Source organism: Bradyrhizobium sp. NDS-1 (assembly GCF_032918005.1).
Lineage (GTDB): Bacteria > Pseudomonadota > Alphaproteobacteria > Rhizobiales > Xanthobacteraceae > Bradyrhizobium > Bradyrhizobium tunisiense.
Window position 1 is genome coordinate 5,070,336 of record NZ_CP136628.1, and the last position, 15,365, is coordinate 5,085,700.

At 64.2% G+C, this 15,365-nt stretch carries 15 protein-coding genes; 4 read left to right on the forward strand and 11 right to left on the reverse strand.

Annotated features, from left to right (window positions below):
- Nucleotides 1-5 precede the first annotated feature (5 nt).
- The 5 genes from RX330_RS23990 to RX330_RS24010 all read right to left on the reverse strand — a co-directional run bounded on the left by RX330_RS23990 (nt 6) and on the right by RX330_RS24010 (nt 5,536).
- The gene (locus tag RX330_RS23990) at nt 6-1,109 is read right to left on the reverse strand and encodes an ABC transporter ATP-binding protein (protein ID WP_212092555.1); all 1,104 of its coding nucleotides are present in this window, start codon (nt 1,107-1,109) and stop codon (nt 6-8) included.
- A gap of 4 nt (nt 1,110-1,113) precedes the next feature.
- Nucleotides 1,114-1,971, reverse strand: a complete 858-nt coding sequence (locus RX330_RS23995) for a carbohydrate ABC transporter permease (protein ID WP_212092556.1) — start codon at nt 1,969-1,971, stop codon at nt 1,114-1,116.
- Between the two features lie 16 nt (nt 1,972-1,987).
- Nucleotides 1,988-2,914, reverse strand: a complete 927-nt coding sequence (locus RX330_RS24000; RefSeq protein ID WP_317243960.1) for a carbohydrate ABC transporter permease — start codon at nt 2,912-2,914, stop codon at nt 1,988-1,990.
- A 155-nt stretch (nt 2,915-3,069) separates the two neighbouring features.
- Nucleotides 3,070-4,509 carry an ABC transporter substrate-binding protein gene (locus RX330_RS24005; RefSeq protein WP_212092557.1) on the reverse strand — a complete coding sequence of 480 codons (1,440 nt, stop codon included), beginning with the start codon at nt 4,507-4,509 and terminating at the stop codon, nt 3,070-3,072.
- Nucleotides 4,510-4,522: 13 nt separating this feature from the next.
- A complete protein-coding gene (locus RX330_RS24010; protein ID WP_249153946.1) occupies nt 4,523-5,536 on the reverse strand; it encodes a sugar-binding transcriptional regulator in 1,014 nt (337 codons plus the stop codon).
- A 158-nt stretch (nt 5,537-5,694) separates the two neighbouring features.
- On the opposite strand from RX330_RS24010, the gene RX330_RS24015 reads away from it, so the two are divergent.
- The 4 genes from RX330_RS24015 to RX330_RS24030 all read left to right on the forward strand — a co-directional run bounded on the left by RX330_RS24015 (nt 5,695) and on the right by RX330_RS24030 (nt 10,115).
- Entirely contained in the window at nt 5,695-6,975 is a 1,281-nt protein-coding gene (locus RX330_RS24015) for an FGGY-family carbohydrate kinase (RefSeq protein ID WP_317240064.1), read from the forward strand.
- On the forward strand, nt 6,972-7,835 hold the full coding sequence (locus tag RX330_RS24020) for a TIGR01459 family HAD-type hydrolase (protein WP_317240065.1): 864 nt from the start codon (nt 6,972-6,974) through the stop codon (nt 7,833-7,835). The genes RX330_RS24015 and RX330_RS24020 overlap by 4 nt, the downstream gene beginning before the upstream one ends.
- A 10-nt stretch (nt 7,836-7,845) precedes the next feature.
- The gene (locus RX330_RS24025) at nt 7,846-8,886 is read left to right on the forward strand and encodes a class II aldolase/adducin family protein (protein ID WP_317240066.1); all 1,041 of its coding nucleotides are present in this window, start codon (nt 7,846-7,848) and stop codon (nt 8,884-8,886) included.
- A 908-nt stretch (nt 8,887-9,794) separates the two neighbouring features.
- Nucleotides 9,795-10,115, forward strand: coding sequence for a LysR family transcriptional regulator (locus RX330_RS24030; RefSeq protein WP_317240067.1), 321 nt, complete (start codon nt 9,795-9,797; stop codon nt 10,113-10,115).
- A 242-nt stretch (nt 10,116-10,357) separates the two neighbouring features.
- On the opposite strand, the gene RX330_RS24035 is transcribed toward RX330_RS24030, so the two are convergent.
- The 6 genes from RX330_RS24035 to RX330_RS24060 all read right to left on the reverse strand — a co-directional run bounded on the left by RX330_RS24035 (nt 10,358) and on the right by RX330_RS24060 (nt 15,346).
- Nucleotides 10,358-10,564 carry an SMP-30/gluconolactonase/LRE family protein gene (locus RX330_RS24035; protein WP_212092563.1) on the reverse strand — a complete coding sequence of 69 codons (207 nt, stop codon included), beginning with the start codon at nt 10,562-10,564 and terminating at the stop codon, nt 10,358-10,360.
- A gap of 142 nt (nt 10,565-10,706) precedes the next feature.
- A complete protein-coding gene (locus tag RX330_RS24040) occupies nt 10,707-10,937 on the reverse strand; it encodes an SMP-30/gluconolactonase/LRE family protein (RefSeq protein WP_317240068.1) in 231 nt (76 codons plus the stop codon).
- A gap of 150 nt (nt 10,938-11,087) precedes the next feature.
- Nucleotides 11,088-12,566 (reverse strand): aldehyde dehydrogenase, encoded by a 1,479-nt coding sequence (locus RX330_RS24045; protein ID WP_212092565.1) that lies wholly within the window; start codon nt 12,564-12,566, stop codon nt 11,088-11,090.
- Nucleotides 12,567-12,635: 69 nt separating this feature from the next.
- The gene (locus tag RX330_RS24050; RefSeq protein ID WP_317240069.1) at nt 12,636-13,439 is read right to left on the reverse strand and encodes an N-acyl homoserine lactonase family protein; all 804 of its coding nucleotides are present in this window, start codon (nt 13,437-13,439) and stop codon (nt 12,636-12,638) included.
- 8 nt (nt 13,440-13,447) lie between these two features.
- Nucleotides 13,448-14,404 carry a Bug family tripartite tricarboxylate transporter substrate binding protein gene (locus RX330_RS24055; protein ID WP_317240070.1) on the reverse strand — a complete coding sequence of 319 codons (957 nt, stop codon included), beginning with the start codon at nt 14,402-14,404 and terminating at the stop codon, nt 13,448-13,450.
- A gap of 54 nt (nt 14,405-14,458) precedes the next feature.
- On the reverse strand, nt 14,459-15,346 hold the full coding sequence (locus RX330_RS24060) for an NAD(P)-dependent oxidoreductase (RefSeq protein WP_317240071.1): 888 nt from the start codon (nt 15,344-15,346) through the stop codon (nt 14,459-14,461).
- Between the last annotated feature and the right edge of the window lie 19 nt (nt 15,347-15,365).

Consider the following 15,365-nt stretch of genomic DNA (forward strand, 5'->3'; position numbering starts at 1 on the left):
TCTCCTCATGCCGCCTGCCGTCGATGCGACAGTCCGACGCGCAGACCCGTTGCACGGTCGAACAGAAGCGCCGCCTCCGGCGCGAAGCGAACGAAGACCCCGTCCTCCGCGCTCGCCATGGCCGAGCCCTGCGGCAGGGCGGCGAGCCACTCGGATCCGTCGGCGAAGCGCAGCAGCAGCACGGCCTTCTCATGCATCGGCGTGACCGCGACGATACGCGCCGGTATGGCGTTTTCGCCGGCTTGGCGGCTGATGACGAGATCATCCGGACGCACGCCGAGCCAGCACGGACCGTGATCGACGATCGCGCGATCGGCGGCGTCTAGCCGCACGGGCGTCCCCGCCACCTGCGCGCTGAGCCCGCCCTGCGCGGCGACCGGCTCGACCTCCGCGAGATTGATGCTGGGATCGCCGAACAGGCGCGCGACCGCAACCGACGCGGGCCTGGCATAGATCTCCTCGGGACGCGCGACCTGCACCAGGCGGCCGTCGACCAGCACCGCGATCCGGTCGGCGATCGCCATCGCCTCGCGATAGTCCTGGGTGACGTAGAGGACTGAGGCCGAGCTCCGCCGCAGCAGGCTCGGCAATTCGAGCCGCATCTCGTAGCGCAGCTTGGCATCGACATTGCGCAAGGGATCGTCGAGCAGCAGCACATCCGGGTTGCCGATCAGGGCGCGCGCGAGCGCGGTGCGCTGCTTCTGCCCGTTCGACAATTCGCGCGGCCTGTGGCCGAGCACATGCTCGATCTTCAGCAGCCGGCTGATCGACTTGACCCGGCTCGCCACCTCCGCGGCGCCCTTGGCTCGCAGGCCGCTAGCTATGTTGTTCTGCGCGCTCATGTGGGGAAACAGGGCAAAGTTCTGGAAGGCCATGCCGATCCCGCGCTGCTCGGGCGGCGCGCCCACGATCGATCGACCGCCGACCAGGATGTCTCCCTCGTCCGGTTCGAACATGCCCGCGATCATGCGCAGGAGCACGGTCTTGCCGCTGCCGGACGGACCGAACACCGCGACGATTTCGCCGGGCTCGACCGCCAGCGAAAGATCCTCGGCGCAGCGGACCGGGCCGAACGACTTGCCGACGGCGTTGAGTTCAAGACGCGCCATGCTGTCAGCCTTTCACCGCACCGAGCGACAGGCCCTCGACCAGATAGCGCTGCGCGTACAGCGCGAGCAGCAGGGTCGGCGTGACCGAGAGCACGATCGCGGCTGCGATCTGGCCGTACTGAATGCCCGACGCCGTGACGAACGCCAGCGCCCCCACGGTCACAGGCTGCTTGTCGGCCGAGGCCAGGATCAGCGCGAACACGAAATTGTTCCAGCAAAAGATGAAGGACAGCAGGCCGGCTGCCGCGATGCCAGGTCCTGCGAGCGGCACCGCGATCCGCGTGAATGCCTCGCGCCAGGTATGACCAGCGAGGCGATAGGCATGTTCGATGTCGGGGCTGATGTCCTCGAAATAGCCGCGCACGATCCACAGGATCAGCGGCAACGCGATGAGCTGATAGACCCAGACGATGCCGAAATAGGTGTCGTTGAGGCCGAGCTGCTGGTAGTACAGCGACAGCGGCAACAGCACCAGCAGCGGCGGCGCGAAGCGGAACGACAGCAGCGTGAAGGCGATGGTCTCGCCGAGCCGGAACTTGAACCGCGCAAAGGCGTAGGCCGCGGGCACACCAAGCAGCAGGGCCAGCACCACGGCAGCGCTCGACAGCGCAAAGCTGTTCACGAGGTTACGCATGAAGGATATTTCGAGATTGCCGGCAGCGGTCCGCAGCTGCCCCGAGATCAGGGCCTGATAATTGGCCAGCGTCGGCTCGAACAGGATGTGCGGCGGAATCCGCAGGATCTGCTCGTTGGCCTGGAACGACATCAGGAAGATCCAGACGATCGGAAACAGGAAGAACACGAGCACGAGCGCGAGCGCCATGCCTCGGAAGATGCGCCCTGCGAAACTGGAGTGATCCATCGCCGCCTCCCGTGCCTCACGCGTGGCCGTGGGCGCGCGCCCGCAGGCGCAGCCAGTTCTTGATGAAGATGTTCGACAGGATATTGGTGATCAGCCACAGGATCATCAGCAGTGCCGCCGAACGGCCGACATTGGTGTATTGGAAGAATTCGAGATAGGCCTGAACCTGGAACACCATCAGCCGGTCACCGGGACCGCCCTGCGTCATCGCATAGATGATGTCAAACTGCTGGATCGAATCCAGCAGGCGAAATAGCGACGCCGTGATGATGTAGGGCGCGAGCATCGGCAGCGTGATGCGGAAGAACACGAAGCTGGCCGGGACACCATCGAGCGCCGCGGCCTCGAACGGCTGCCGCGGCAGCGAGCGCAGGCCCGCCAGCAGCAAGATCATGATGAAGGGCGTGTAGACCCAGACGTCCACCAGCACCACCGTGAGCAATGCGCTCGAAGGATCGGACGCCCATTTGAAGTCGTGCACGCCGAGCAGGCTGACGAGATAGGACAGAATGCCGAAGCTCGGGTTGGTCATGAGCTTCCACATCAGCGCCGCGATCGCGGGCGCCGTCATCAACGGCAGCAGCAGCGCGATGGACACCGCATTGTGAAAGCGCGTCGGACGTCGCAGCAGCAGGGCAATGCCGAGACCGAGCAGCAGCTCAAGCACCACCGTCAAGGCGGTATAGGTGAGCGAGATGCGAAGCGTGTTCCAGAAGGCGGGATCGGAGAGAAAGTCGATGTAATTGTCGACCCCTATGAAGCCGCGCAGATGAGGCAGGTTCAGCCGGTAGCGCTGGAGCGAATAGATCGCCGCCGTCACGAAGGGCACGAGGATGGCGATGCAGACCAGCAGGGCCGGCAGGCTCAGCAGATAGGGCAGCATGCGCCCGCGCAGCCTCGTGGTGCGGCGCTGCAGCACATTCGTCTGGGACAACTGGACCATGCTCATGATGATACGGGATCACGCATTGGCTTCAACTCGCCGGCCCGGACCGGATGGGCGTTCCGAACCGGCGAGTTGGCGTGGCGCGGAGGAATGGGCGCCACGCAAGGCATCGTAGGCGGCAAACTCAGCCAAGGCTGTTCAACCAAGGCCGTTCAACCAAGGCCTGCCTGCTTGAGCTGGCGGTTGATGCTGTCGGCGAGCTTGTCGAGTCCCTCGTCGACGCTGACCTCCTTGGCTACCATCTTCTGGAGCGAAGCCGCCCATTCCGTCGTCAGGTCGAAGAACAGCGGCTGGGCCGTGAAGTAAATCTTGGCACCCGGCGAGGACAGATCATGCTGCTCGAGATAGCCCGGATAGGACTTTGCGATCCGATCGCGGAATTCGCTGTCCTTCCAGACCGACGCGCGCACCGGATTGACGAAATCCATCTTGCGGGCGCCGAACAGATCGTGCTCGGTCGAGGCCGCCCATTGCATGAACAGCCAGGTCGCGTCCTTCTGCTTGGAGAAGCTGGAGAGCGCGAGCGACCAGATCCAGACGTTCGGCGTCGGCGCCTTGGCGGCCGGATTGGCCGCGAACGGCGCATAGCCGAGATTGCCCCTCTCCTTGTTCTCGCCGCCGTTCATGAAGTAGCCGAGAATGTCGGCGTCGAAGATCATGCCGGAGGCGCCGGCGCCGAGATCGGTGCCGACCTGGTACCAGGTGTAGGTCGACCAGTTTTTCGGCCCCGAGGTCTGGATCATCTTGACCCATTTCTCGTGAAACTCCTTGGAGGCCTTGGTGTTCATGGCGGCCTTCAGCTTGCCGCCCTCCATCACGAAATCCTTCTGGCCGAAATTCGAATAGGCCGAGAGGAAGCCGGGATGGATCGTGGCCCACGATCGCGAGCCACGCACGCCGACGCCGTAAGGTCCGCCCGCATCCTTGGTGATCTTGGCGGCGACGTCGAGCAGCTCGTCGAGATTCTTCGGTGGCTTGACGCCGACCTTGCCGAAGATGTTGCGATTGTAGGTGATGTTGTTGAGCTCATAGCCCCACGGGATGCACCATTGCTTGGCCTTGCCCGAGCCGAGCTCGGAGCCAGCAACGCCGTCCCATGCCGTCGAGGAACGAAGGCCGGGCAGCACGTCGTCCCAGGCGAAGGCCGGGTTGGTCTTTGCGGGGTCCTTGATGTAGGCGTTAAGATCCTCGATCCAGCCGGCCGGACCGTAGGTCCAGGTCATATAGGCGCCGGTCATGAAGGCGTCGTACTGGTCCGATTTCGAGGACAGCGCCGCGGTGACCTTGTCGAAATAGACGTCCTCCGGGAAGATGTCGTACGCGACGTTCATTCCCGTCAGCGCCTTGAAGGCCTCGATATCGCCGATCATCGCATCGACATAGGGATGCTTGTTCAACAGCAGCTTGACCGTCTTGCCGCTATAGGCCTTCCAGTTGAAGTCCGCCGCCATGGCCCGCGACATTGCGGAGACATAGGCCGCGTTGGCAGCAACGCCGGCGATGCCGAGCTTGGCGGCGCCATCCAGCAGATCACGCCGGCTGATGCGTTTGGCGGCGTAGGAGTCGAACAGATTCTTCTCGCGATCGTACATGGGTAACCTCCCGTTATGCGCGTTTACTTCCCTTCTGTCGCTTGTTCTTGGTCTTGTTGGTCTTGCCCTTGCCGGATGTCGCCTCCAGCTTGTCGGTTGCGAGGGCCTGTGCGGTCACCTCGTCGATGATGAGACCGTGCAGGAGGCCGCTGCGCAGCACCGCGCGCAGCGCCGTCACCTTGGCGAGACCGCCGCCGATGGCGACGATGCGGTGTTTCCTGAGGTCCGCGCCCTCCATCGAGGTCGCACGCGCCGACAGGTCGATGTCCAGCAGCTCGCCGTTGGCGTTGAAGAAATGCCCGAGCAGGTCGGCGCAGGCGCCGGCGCGCTTCAATTCGACAACCTCGTCCGGCCTGATCATGCCGCTCGAGACCAGGAAGCCCTCGGCATGGATCTGTCCGATGCCGACGAACAGGAGCGAGGCCTTGCGCGCGAGCGCGAACACCTCCGCGATGCCAAATTGCTTCATCAACACCGCGCGGTCGGCGACCGAATTGGCGAACACCGGCACCGGCAGGAGATAAGCCTCCGCGCCGGTGCGTTCCGCTAGCCGGTGAATGACGTCGAACGGATTGGCGGCGAATTTCCGCGTCAATCCGCCGAGCAGGGAGACGAATTGCACGCTGCGCGCCGGCGTCTGCGGCAACTGCTCGACTACCGCTGCGAGCGTGCGGCCATGCCCGACGCCGATGATCTTGTCCTCGCCGCGTTCGAGGTTCTGCCGCAGGAAGCTCGCGCCTTCGAGCGCAAGGGCCCTGAGTGGCAGCTCGCCCTCGCCGAGATCGGGCGCGACGCGGCAGAAGGCAAGGCCGTAGCGCTCGACCAGCGTGTTCTCCAGCGCGACGCATTCGGCCACAGGACCTTCGACGAAGACGCGGATCATGCCCTCGCGGCTGGCACGCGCGATCAGCCGATGCGCCTTGGTGCTCTGGATGTTGAGGCGGTCGGCGACTTCGGACTGGGTCAGCCCGGCGGCGAAGTACAGCCACGCCGCGCGCGTTGCGAGCGACGCCTCACCGTCAACCATCGGCAGCCTGTCGGAAGGTATCGCCACGCCGGAAAAGCCCTCTTGCAATTTTCTTCACGTCTTGCAAAAAATTGCAGAGACGGGTTGGAACGTCAATCCCCCAAACGTGCTGCGGTGCAATCTTGCCGGGCACGCATCGCTCACGCTGAGGAGGTCGAATGACAGGCGTGTTCCTCGGCATCGACGTCGGAACGGGCGGCGTTCGCGCCTGCGCCCTCGATGCGCGCGGTGACAAGCTCGGCATGGAATCGGCGCCCCTTCCCGCGCCACGCCAGGATGGCCAAGCGATCGACCAGGATCCGGAACTCTGGTGGAAGGCGACGGCGGCCGCGATCGGCAAGCTCGGCCGCATTGTCGATCTCGGGGCTGTCGAGTGCGTCAGCGTCGACGGCACGTCGGGAACGCTGCTGCTCATCGACGCCACAGGCCAGCCCTGCACGCCGGGGCTGATGTACAATGACGCGCGAGCGGCAGCCGAAGCCGTCCGCATTGCGGCAGTGGCCCCCTCGGACAGCGGCGCACATGGCGCGCGCAGCGCATTGGCGAAGCTGCTGTATCTGTCGGGCCGCGGCGAGGCCGGACACGCGCGCTTTGCCGTGCATCAGGCCGACTGGATCGCAGGAAGGCTCGCCGGACATCACGGCATCAGCGACGAGAACAACGTCCTGAAGCTCGGCTACGATCCCGTGACGCGCGGCTGGCCGGCCTGGCTCGACGCGCTCGGCGTGCCCCGTGAATTGCTGCCGAAGGTGCTGGTGCCGGGAACCCCATTTGCGGAGATCGATTCCGCTGTCGCGACGGCGCTGGGCCTGTCGCCGGCGGCGCGCATCGCTGCCGGCACCACCGACGGCGTCGCCGCCTTTATCGCCACCCGCGCCGATACGCCCGGCGATGCCGTCACCTCGCTCGGAACGACGCTGGTGGTGAAGCTGCTGGCGACGCGGCCGATCTTCGCCGCCGATCAAGGCGTCTATTCGCACCGGCTGGGCGAGCGCTGGCTCGCCGGCGGCGCCTCCAATTCCGGCGGCGGCGCGCTGCTCACGCATTTCACGGCCGCCGATATCGAACGAATGACGCCGCGATTGCAGCCGGAGGTGCCGACCGGGCTCAACTACTATCCGCTTCCCAAGCCCGGCGAACGCTTTCCAATCGCCGATCCGGCTCTGCCGGCAAAGGTGGCGCCGCGCCCTTCGGACGATCACCGCTTCTTCCAGGCGCTGCTCGAAGGCATCGCGGGGATCGAAGCGCTCGCCTATCGGCGCCTGGCCGAGCTCGGAGCACCAAAGCTGCGGCGCGTCGTCAGCATTGGTGGCGGGGCGAGGAACGCGGCCTGGACCGAGATCAGGCGCCGCGCCCTCGGCGTTGCCGTCACCGTCGCCGAAGAGACGGAGGCCAGTTACGGCGCGGCGCTGCTCGCACTGCGAGGCGCCCCGCCATGACAGCCGACATCATTGACATCGAAGGTCTCGGCACGATCGCCGGTCGCTTTGATCACGTGCTGCTCGATCAATGGGGCACGCTGCACAAGGGTCAAGCCATCTTTCCCCAGGCGCGCGACTGCGTTGCGCGACTGCGCCAGGCCGGCAAGCGCATCCTCGTGCTGTCGAACTCGGGCAAGCGCGCCGGCAGCAATGCGGCGCGACTTGCCTCGCTCGGTCTTTCCCCGGAGGCCTATGACGGCATCCTGACATCAGGCGAAGTCACGTGGCACGGCCTGAAGGCGCGCACGCAGGAGCCCTTCATCGGACTTGGGCAGAGCTGCTTCCTGATCGCGCGCGGCGGCGACAAGGCGGTCGTCGACGGGCTCGACCTCGATCTCGTCACCGACATCGGGAAAGCCGATTTCATCCTGCTCGCAGGTCTCGACGACTCCGTCGCCGAGCCCGAATACTGGCGCGCGTGCCTGACCGGGGCCGTTGCACGCGGCCTGCCGATGCTGTGCGCCAATCCCGATCTCGCGATGTTCGGCGCCACCGGATTGATCCCGGCGCCCGGCGCACTGGCGCGCTTCTACGCGACGCTGGGCGGCCGTGTGACCTATGTTGGCAAGCCGCACGCGCCGATCTTTGCCGCCGCGCTCGAGTGGCTCGGCCAGCCGGCGCCGGCGCGCGTGCTGATGATCGGTGACAGCCTCGACCATGACGTGGCCGGCGCCGCCAGGGCCGGCATGCTGACGCTGCTGCTCAGATCCGGCGTGCACCGGAATGAGACGCGGACTGGCCCGCGTGAATTGGTACGAGGGCCGCCCGTCGCGGCTGTGCCGATGCCGCACTGGACAATGGATCATCTGGCCTGGTGAGAGGCGTGCGATGCAACAGCAACCTGCCCTGCTCCACGAGCTTCGTCGTATGTCGGCGCGCGTCGGCCGCAATATTCTGCTGGTGCAGGGCGCCGGCGGCAACTCCTCGATCAAGCGGGATGACCTGCTCTGGGTAAAGGCCTCCGGCACCTGGCTTGCGGATGCCGAGCACAAGGACATCTTCGTGCCGGTATCGCTCGGCGCGGCACGCGCGGCGCTCGCGCAAGGCGACGAACGTATTCCCCTCGCGACCGACGCGGCCACGGCCTTGCGCGCCTCGATCGAGACCTCGCTGCACGCGCTGATGCCGCACACGGTCGTGCTGCATGTGCATTCGGTCAACACCATTGCATGGGCGGTGCGGATCGACGCGCGGGAGGAGTTTGCGAAGCGACTGGAGGGACTGGCCTGGCAATGGCTGGACTATCATCATCCGGGACTGCCGCTGGCCAAGGTCGTGAACGACGCGCTGGCACAGGACAAGGTGGATGTGCTCATCCTCGGCAATCACGGGCTGGTGGTCGGCGCCGAGACCAGCGCTGCGGCAGAGGCGCTGGTGAACCAGGTCGAGAGGCGCCTTGCGCTCGCGCCACGCTCCGCAATTCCCCCGGATCACGGCGCGCTTCTCTCAATCTGCGCTGGCACGGCGTATCGCCTGCCAAAAGATCCGCAATGCCATAGCGTCGCTATCGACCCTTACAGCCGCGCGATTGCGACCAGCGGTTCGCTCTATCCGGACCATGTGGTCTTCCTCGGCCCGGGCTTACCCGTGCTGGAACGAGGCGAGGATCTTCGCGCCCTGACATCGCGAGTGCGGGCGGATGGGCTGCCGCATCCGGTCGCACTGCTCATTCCAGGCCTCGGCTGCGTCGTTCGCAAGGATGCAAGCGACGGCGCCGAGGCGATGCTGAGCTGTCTCGCCCTGGTGACCTGCCGTTTGCCTCTCACTGCGCAGATCCGCTATCTAACTCAGAACAATGAGTCTGCGTTGGTGAATTGGGATGCCGAGCGATATCGCCAGCAACTGACCGCGACCCGCGGAGCCGACTGAACTAACAATCCTGACTTCCGGTTACGAACCCTGCGCGGCCTCGTCGGGGTCGCCCTATTGTCCACTACACTACTGGTGAACGACAACACCATTCTCGGCGTCCGGGGCGAGCGGCAATAGGCGCGGAGCGACGAATTGCGCGACGCAGCCCTCTTCGTCGCCGTTGGAAACGTCGGCTTGGAGTCGTCCGCCGATCTGAGGCCGCCCGCGTGCTTCTCAGAAGGTCTGCTCATCTTGGCCGTGATGAGATTTTCTTTGGCCTCCCGGTGCACACGTCGTGCACACGCTGCCCTTTAACCGATTGAAAAACTTGAACACTCGCTCCAATCCGTCATCGGGGCGACGGAAAAGCGATAGTCTCGATATTTCAATCGCTTACCCTGTCCCCTCAAGGGGATGGAAGGAGAATGTGTGCACTCCAAACCAGCCGAAACTGCACACGTTTGTACCCCGTTTGACCCCCGGTGCACACATGGTGCACCGAAAGCCGAAATGCACATGCGTGGCGACTTTCACTCAATTGGTATCGGGAAACTGGCGCGTTCAAGTCCTCCGAAGAAGCACGCCTCGCACGTGTCGCGTTAACTCACCTCAATCTGTTGGGAAAGAGCAAAGAGCGCGACTGACGGCCCACGCAAGATCAACTCGACGAACTCATCGAATACTTCGAGACAAATCGTCGGCAAATGTTGGCGTAAGGAGGCTCTCGAATCGACCTCAATATTCTGTTGAACCGCAACTGGATCTGGAGTGCTAGGGCGATAGCGTTCGAATATCCGAATGGACGACATCACGCCATTCGGCGGATCGATTTCTGGGCTTGCAGGCCTTCGCGAGCGTGCCGAGCGCGGCAGCTTCTTGCGCGCCGCTGCTCATCTCAACTGTCGCAGACGGCACTGAGCCACCGGATGAAGAAGTTCGAGGAGGACCTCGGCGTGGCACTGTTCGTGCGCACTACGCGGCAGGTCTCGCTCACTGCAGTCGGCCTCGAGCTGCTGCTGAAGGCTTGCGCGCTGCTCGACGAATTGTCCGACACGCTGGAAGGCGTTCGCACACACGGCGCCAACCAGGTCGAACGCGTCACCATCGGATGCCTGCCGACGATTACGGCCTATCAGCTCCCGCGCGTGCTGCGAGATTTCAGCGCAGCCTACCCCAACGTGTCGATGAAGATCTACGACAATTTGGCGCGCGAGATCGCCCGCTGCACCGGAAGACGACGGCTGTAACCGGCTTCGACGCCGATATCGGCGAGGCTCGCGCCGGCCGTGCCATGCTTGCAGATCAGCGCCACCGCCGCACGAAGCATGCGTCGGTCCGATTCCCTGCGCCGACGTTCCTTGGAACCGATGATCGGTGCCGTCTTCTCTGTCCCGCTGCCGACTGTCACGAACCGCAGATCTCCCCTCGCCCGCGATGAATCCGTCGCTGCGGTACACGGGGGTGGGAGGTTTATCAGTGGGGTCGCGCCCTACCGCCGCGCGGTGCGGGGGTCGTTGAGGGCAAGACCGGGCCGCGGCCAGTCCACGGCGACCAGTCGCCCGGTGCCCGAGAGCGTGATGAAGGCCGTGCGCATGTCCGCGCCGCCGAAGCAGATGTTGGTGCAATAGACCTCGTCGGCCTCGTGGAATTCGATCAGCCGACCATCCGGCGAAAAGACGCTGATGCCGCCGCGCACTAGTGCTGCAACGCAAATGTTGCCAACCGGCCTCCACGGCCAGCGAATCGAAACGCTGATAGCCCGGCAGCCCGTGCAGCAGCCGGCCGCCGTTCGGCGACGGCCACGGCTCCTGCGCAACCTCACCTTCGCCCGTGATCGTTTAGCTCCAGACCCGGCTGGTCTCGGTTTCCGAGACATAGAGCGTGCGCCCGTCCGGCGACAGCCCGACGCCGTTCGGCGTCATGATCGGGTAGATCGCTTCCTTGATCATCGAGCCGTCAACGCCTGCGTAATAGACCGCGCCGCGGTCCATCAGGCGGTCATAGGTCTTGCCGAGGTTCGTGAACCAGAAGCCGCCCTTGTCGTCGAAGACGATGTCGTTCCACCGCAACTCTCGTAGAGAGTCCGCACCGCGCCGGTGTCGAGATCGACCCGCTCGATGCGGCCCGTGGTGTAGTCCTCGGCGCGACCGCTGGGACGGGCAAGTTGCTCTTGTCCTTGTGCCAGATGAGTCGCGGGCGCCGTTCGACGGCCACGCCGCTCACATCTTGAGGGCGAACGGATCGCGCTCCTCGTTGGAGAAATCGATCATCACGTTCTTGGTCTGCAGGAACTCGTCCAACGCCGCGACGCCGCGCTCCTTGCCGAAGCCGGACTCCTTGAACCCGCCGAACGGCGCCATCGCGCTGGAGGCGCGGTAGGTATTCACCCAGACCGTTCCGGCGTGGACAGCCCGCGACACCCGCAAGGCGCGCGACAGGTTCGTGGTCCAGATCCCGGAAGCCAGGCCATATTTGCTGTCGTTAGCGATGCCGATCGCCTCGTCTTCCGTGTCAAAGGGAATAATCGAGAGCACGGGTCCGAACACCTCTTCCTGGGCAATCGCCATCTTGTTCTCCACGCCCGTGAAGATGGTCGGCTCGATGAACAGGCCGTTGCCAAGCGCATCGCCTGTCGCGGGCTTTCCGCCGCACGCGAGAATCGCCCCCTCTCTTTGCGCATCGCCGATACATTTGAGGATGCGCTCGAACTGCGGCTCGTTCGCCACGGTCCCCATATCCGTCGCCTTATCCAGGGGATTGCCGAGCCTGATCTTGTGCGCCCGGGCGACCAGACGGTTCACGATCTCGTCGTGAATGGGACGCTGCACGAGGAGCCGCGAGCCGGCGATGCAGGTCTGCCCGGTCGCACCGAAAATGCCGGCGAGAGCCCCGACCGTCGCCTTGTCGAGATCGGCGTCCTCGAAGATGACATTGGGAGACTTGCCGCCCAACTCCAGCGTCACAGGGACAAGGGACCGGCCCGCGGCCGCCGCGATCTGGCGGCCGACATTCGGGCTTCCCGTGAAACTGACGCGGTCAATCCGGCCGCTCGCGAGCAGCGCCTGCCCCGTCCTGTAATCGCCTGTCACGACATTGACGACCCCCGCCGGGAAGCCCGCTTCCCGAACCAGCTCGGCGAACTCCAACGTCGTCACTGACGCATGCTCGGACGGCTTGATGACGACGCAATTGCCCGCCGCCAGTGCCGGCGCAAGCTTGTTGGCGAGCAGGCCCATCGGCGAATTCCAGGCGGTGATGAGAACCGCAACGCCGATCGGCTCGCGGCGCGTGAAGTCGAACACATCGCGCTGGTCGAGCGGAATGGTATCGCCGAAGATCTTGTCGGCGCAGCCAGCGAAGAACCGGTAGGCGCGCGCGGCAAAGTGCATCTGCCCGTGCGTCTCGCGGATGATCTTTCCGTTGTCGGTGCTCTCCATGACGGCGATGCGCTCGGCCTGCGCGTCGAGCAGATCGGCGAGCTTGTTCAGCAAGGTCGCGCGGGCAAGACCCGTGGTCTTGCTCCAGACGGAATCATAGGCCCGTCGCGCCGCCGCGATCGCGTCGCCGACCTGCACGGGGGTCGCCTGTGCGACCTGCGCCCATTCCTCGCGGGTATAGGGGTTTATGGCCGCGAACCATTCCTGGTTCGGCGCACTGACCGTCTCGTTTGCAATGGCAATTCCGTACTTCTTTGGCATAGTCGATTGTCTCCGCAACTGGCGAATTGCCTGTCTCATCCGGACGGGACGTTTGGCTTCGGTTGATGGTTAGACTGGGCTCCCGAGAGGATCGACGTCCAATCGCGCGATCCCGTCGATCCCTTCGCGGGCGGGAGGAAACAGCGAGAGGACCTGCCGGTCGTGACCGGGAATGATGTGCGACGGGCTATCCGCCAGCTTCTCCATGACCGCAAAGCCGTTCAGCATCTGGTTCGTGTCAAACAGGACCGGAAAGGGCCGGCGCCGCAGAATGTTGGCGTAATAATGCGAAGCGTCGGAGGCCAGCACCACATAACCGCGGCGCGTCTTCACCCTCACGACCTGAAGTCCCGCGGTATGGCCGCCCAGCCAGTGCAGGGATATTCCGTCGTCGAAAGCGGAGTTGGGATCATGAAGGGTCACGCGCCCTTCGAAATTCCGTTTGACGATATGGCTGACGTCCTCGGCGTTGTAGGCCTTCTTCTGCTCGGCGTCGCACATGCAGCGGCCGGTGCAGAAATGCATCTCACGCTCCTGGACGTGATAACGCGCTCGCGGAAACAATTCGTGGTTGCCGGCATGGTCCCAATGCATGTGGGTGAGGATGACGTCCTTGACGCTGTCCGGATTGATATCGATCTGCCTCAAGCCTTCGGCGACCGGACGCGTCACGGCATAGTTGCGCGGGTTGCCAGCCTTCTCGTCGAAGCCGGTATCGACGATCACGGTACGGTCCCGGCCAACCAGCGCCCAGACGAAGAAATCCAGCGGCATCGGCGTATCGGGCACATCGCTGTTGTCGATGAAGTTTTCGGATGCGCGGCGCTCGTCCTTCCTAGCATACCGGATCGCATAGATTTCATAGTCGGACATGTCGATCCCTACTGGCGCTCGATGCCAGCTTCCTTCGTTGTCGCGGCCCACAATTCGATGTCGTCCTTGACGTGCTGGGCGAAATCCGCCGGCCCGGTCCATTGAACCTCGAAGCCGATATCGGCGAGACGGCTTTTGATCTCGGGCTCCGCCAGCACCTCGCGCACACCCTCCGAGAGCTTTGCGACGACTTCCGAAGGCGTGCCTTTGGGAGCGAAAAGGCCGGTCCACGCGGAGATGTTGATGAACTCGAGGCCTCCTTCCTTCATGGTCGGGATCTTCGGAAACCGCGAGGCGCGGGCAATGTTTGTCGTTGCAAGCGCGCGGGCTGAACCGGCCTCCACCTGCGAAACCGCGGGCGCCATGTCCGTGAACGTCATCGAGACACGCTGCGCGATGATGTCAGTCACGACCTGCGGGCTATTCCGGTACGGCACCGCGGCAATGTCTATCCCTGCCCTGCGCTTGAAAGCTTCGCCGGACAATTGTCCCAGGGCGTTGGCATAGCCGAATGTCAGCGTGCCCGGCTTGCTCTTGGCCAGTGTCACGAGGTCGGCAACGCTCTCTACGGATAGGCCGGGGGCGATGATCAGAAAATAGGGAAACAGCCCGAACTGCGAAATCGGAACGAAGTCGGCGACGGGATCGTACTGGATCGACTTCAGCATGCTGGGATTGGCGGCATGCGTCGAAGTGCCGCCCATCAGCAAGGTGTATCCGTCCGCCGCCGAACGTGCCGCGGCCGTAGCACCCACCGCGCCGTTCGCGCCAACGCGGTTATCGATCACAATCGTCGTCTTCAGCAATTCAGATAGTCTCTGGAACACGATTCGCGCAACGCCGTCGGTCCCGCTGCCAGGGGCAAAGGGAGCGACGACTGTGATTCTCTGCGAGGGATAGTTTTCCGCTGACGCCAGGCTCCCGTTCGACAGAAGCAGCGCGATCGTCAACAACAGCACCCGCATGAACCCCTCCCGTTGATTGCTTCGTTTTCAGACCCGGCAGCCGGCGTCTGACCTCTACTTCGAGGTCCGCTCGATGATCTTCACGATGACCGGCCAGTAATTCGCTCCTAAACCGGCCCGAGAGGCCTCGGTCAGAAGGCTGGCGCCGAGCGCAGCTTCCCTCGCCTCGATCCCGGCGTCCTTCGCCATGTCGAGCGCGTAAGACACGTCCTTGTGCATGTAGTCAGTCGAGAACACCCGCTCGGGAAACTCGCGCGCCGCAACGGCCTTGTATCCGTGATTGCGCAGCGCAAAGCTATCCGCGGAGCCCTTGGAGAAGGCATCGAACAAGGTTTCGGTCGAGACACCCGCGGCGTTCGCGATCGCGGCGGCTTCGCACAAGGCGGTCACGGTTCCGACCACAACCATATTGTTGAGGATCTTCACCACCTGTCCCGATCCGACCTCGCCACAATGGGTGACCTCGCTGGCGAAGCATCGGAGCAGCGGCTCGATGCGCGCGAACACACCTTCGCTGGCGCCGACGGAAATGGCCAGCGTTCCGGCTTCGGCCGCGGCGCGCGTCCGGGCGACAGGGGCATCGGCATAATCGGCGCCCTTCGACGCGAAGACGCCAGCCAGCTCACGTGTCAGCTTCAACGGGCTGGTCGAGAGGTCGACGATGGTCTGACCGGCATGCGCAAGCTCGAGAAGCCCGCCGGGCATCTCGCAGATCTTCTTGAGATGCTCGCCGCTCGGCATGGAAATGAAGATGATGTCGGCTTTCGCGAGCCCGGCGATCGAACCAGCATCGATGGCGCCGGCCTGAACCAGGCGCGCCACCGGCTCAGGGTTGATGTCGTAGATCAGCACGGTCTGCTTCGTCTTCTGCACCAGGTGCCGGCACATGGGCTCACCCATGACGCCCAAACCGATGAAGCCGAAGGTCGAAGTGCCAGTCATGTCAAAACTCCGGAATTCC

What these genes read in the sequence shown, in the direction of transcription:
- RX330_RS23990 (WP_212092555.1), bottom strand. Translation starts at nt 1,109, where the DNA reads ATGGCGCGTCTTGAACTCAACGCCGTCGGCAAGTCGTTCGGCCCGGTC.
- RX330_RS23995 (WP_212092556.1), bottom strand. Translation starts at nt 1,971, where the DNA reads ATGGATCACTCCAGTTTCGCAGGGCGCATCTTCCGAGGCATGGCGCTC.
- RX330_RS24000 (WP_317243960.1), bottom strand. Translation starts at nt 2,914, where the DNA reads ATGGTCCAGTTGTCCCAGACGAATGTGCTGCAGCGCCGCACCACGAGG.
- RX330_RS24005 (WP_212092557.1), bottom strand. Translation starts at nt 4,509, where the DNA reads ATGTACGATCGCGAGAAGAATCTGTTCGACTCCTACGCCGCCAAACGC.
- RX330_RS24010 (WP_249153946.1), bottom strand. Translation starts at nt 5,536, where the DNA reads ATGGTTGACGGTGAGGCGTCGCTCGCAACGCGCGCGGCGTGGCTGTAC.
- RX330_RS24015 (WP_317240064.1), top strand. Translation starts at nt 5,695, where the DNA reads ATGACAGGCGTGTTCCTCGGCATCGACGTCGGAACGGGCGGCGTTCGC.
- RX330_RS24020 (WP_317240065.1), top strand. Translation starts at nt 6,972, where the DNA reads ATGACAGCCGACATCATTGACATCGAAGGTCTCGGCACGATCGCCGGT.
- RX330_RS24025 (WP_317240066.1), top strand. Translation starts at nt 7,846, where the DNA reads ATGCAACAGCAACCTGCCCTGCTCCACGAGCTTCGTCGTATGTCGGCG.
- RX330_RS24030 (WP_317240067.1), top strand. Translation starts at nt 9,795, where the DNA reads ATGAAGAAGTTCGAGGAGGACCTCGGCGTGGCACTGTTCGTGCGCACT.
- RX330_RS24045 (WP_212092565.1), bottom strand. Translation starts at nt 12,566, where the DNA reads ATGCCAAAGAAGTACGGAATTGCCATTGCAAACGAGACGGTCAGTGCG.
- RX330_RS24050 (WP_317240069.1), bottom strand. Translation starts at nt 13,439, where the DNA reads ATGTCCGACTATGAAATCTATGCGATCCGGTATGCTAGGAAGGACGAG.
- RX330_RS24055 (WP_317240070.1), bottom strand. Translation starts at nt 14,404, where the DNA reads ATGCGGGTGCTGTTGTTGACGATCGCGCTGCTTCTGTCGAACGGGAGC.
- RX330_RS24060 (WP_317240071.1), bottom strand. Translation starts at nt 15,346, where the DNA reads ATGACTGGCACTTCGACCTTCGGCTTCATCGGTTTGGGCGTCATGGGT.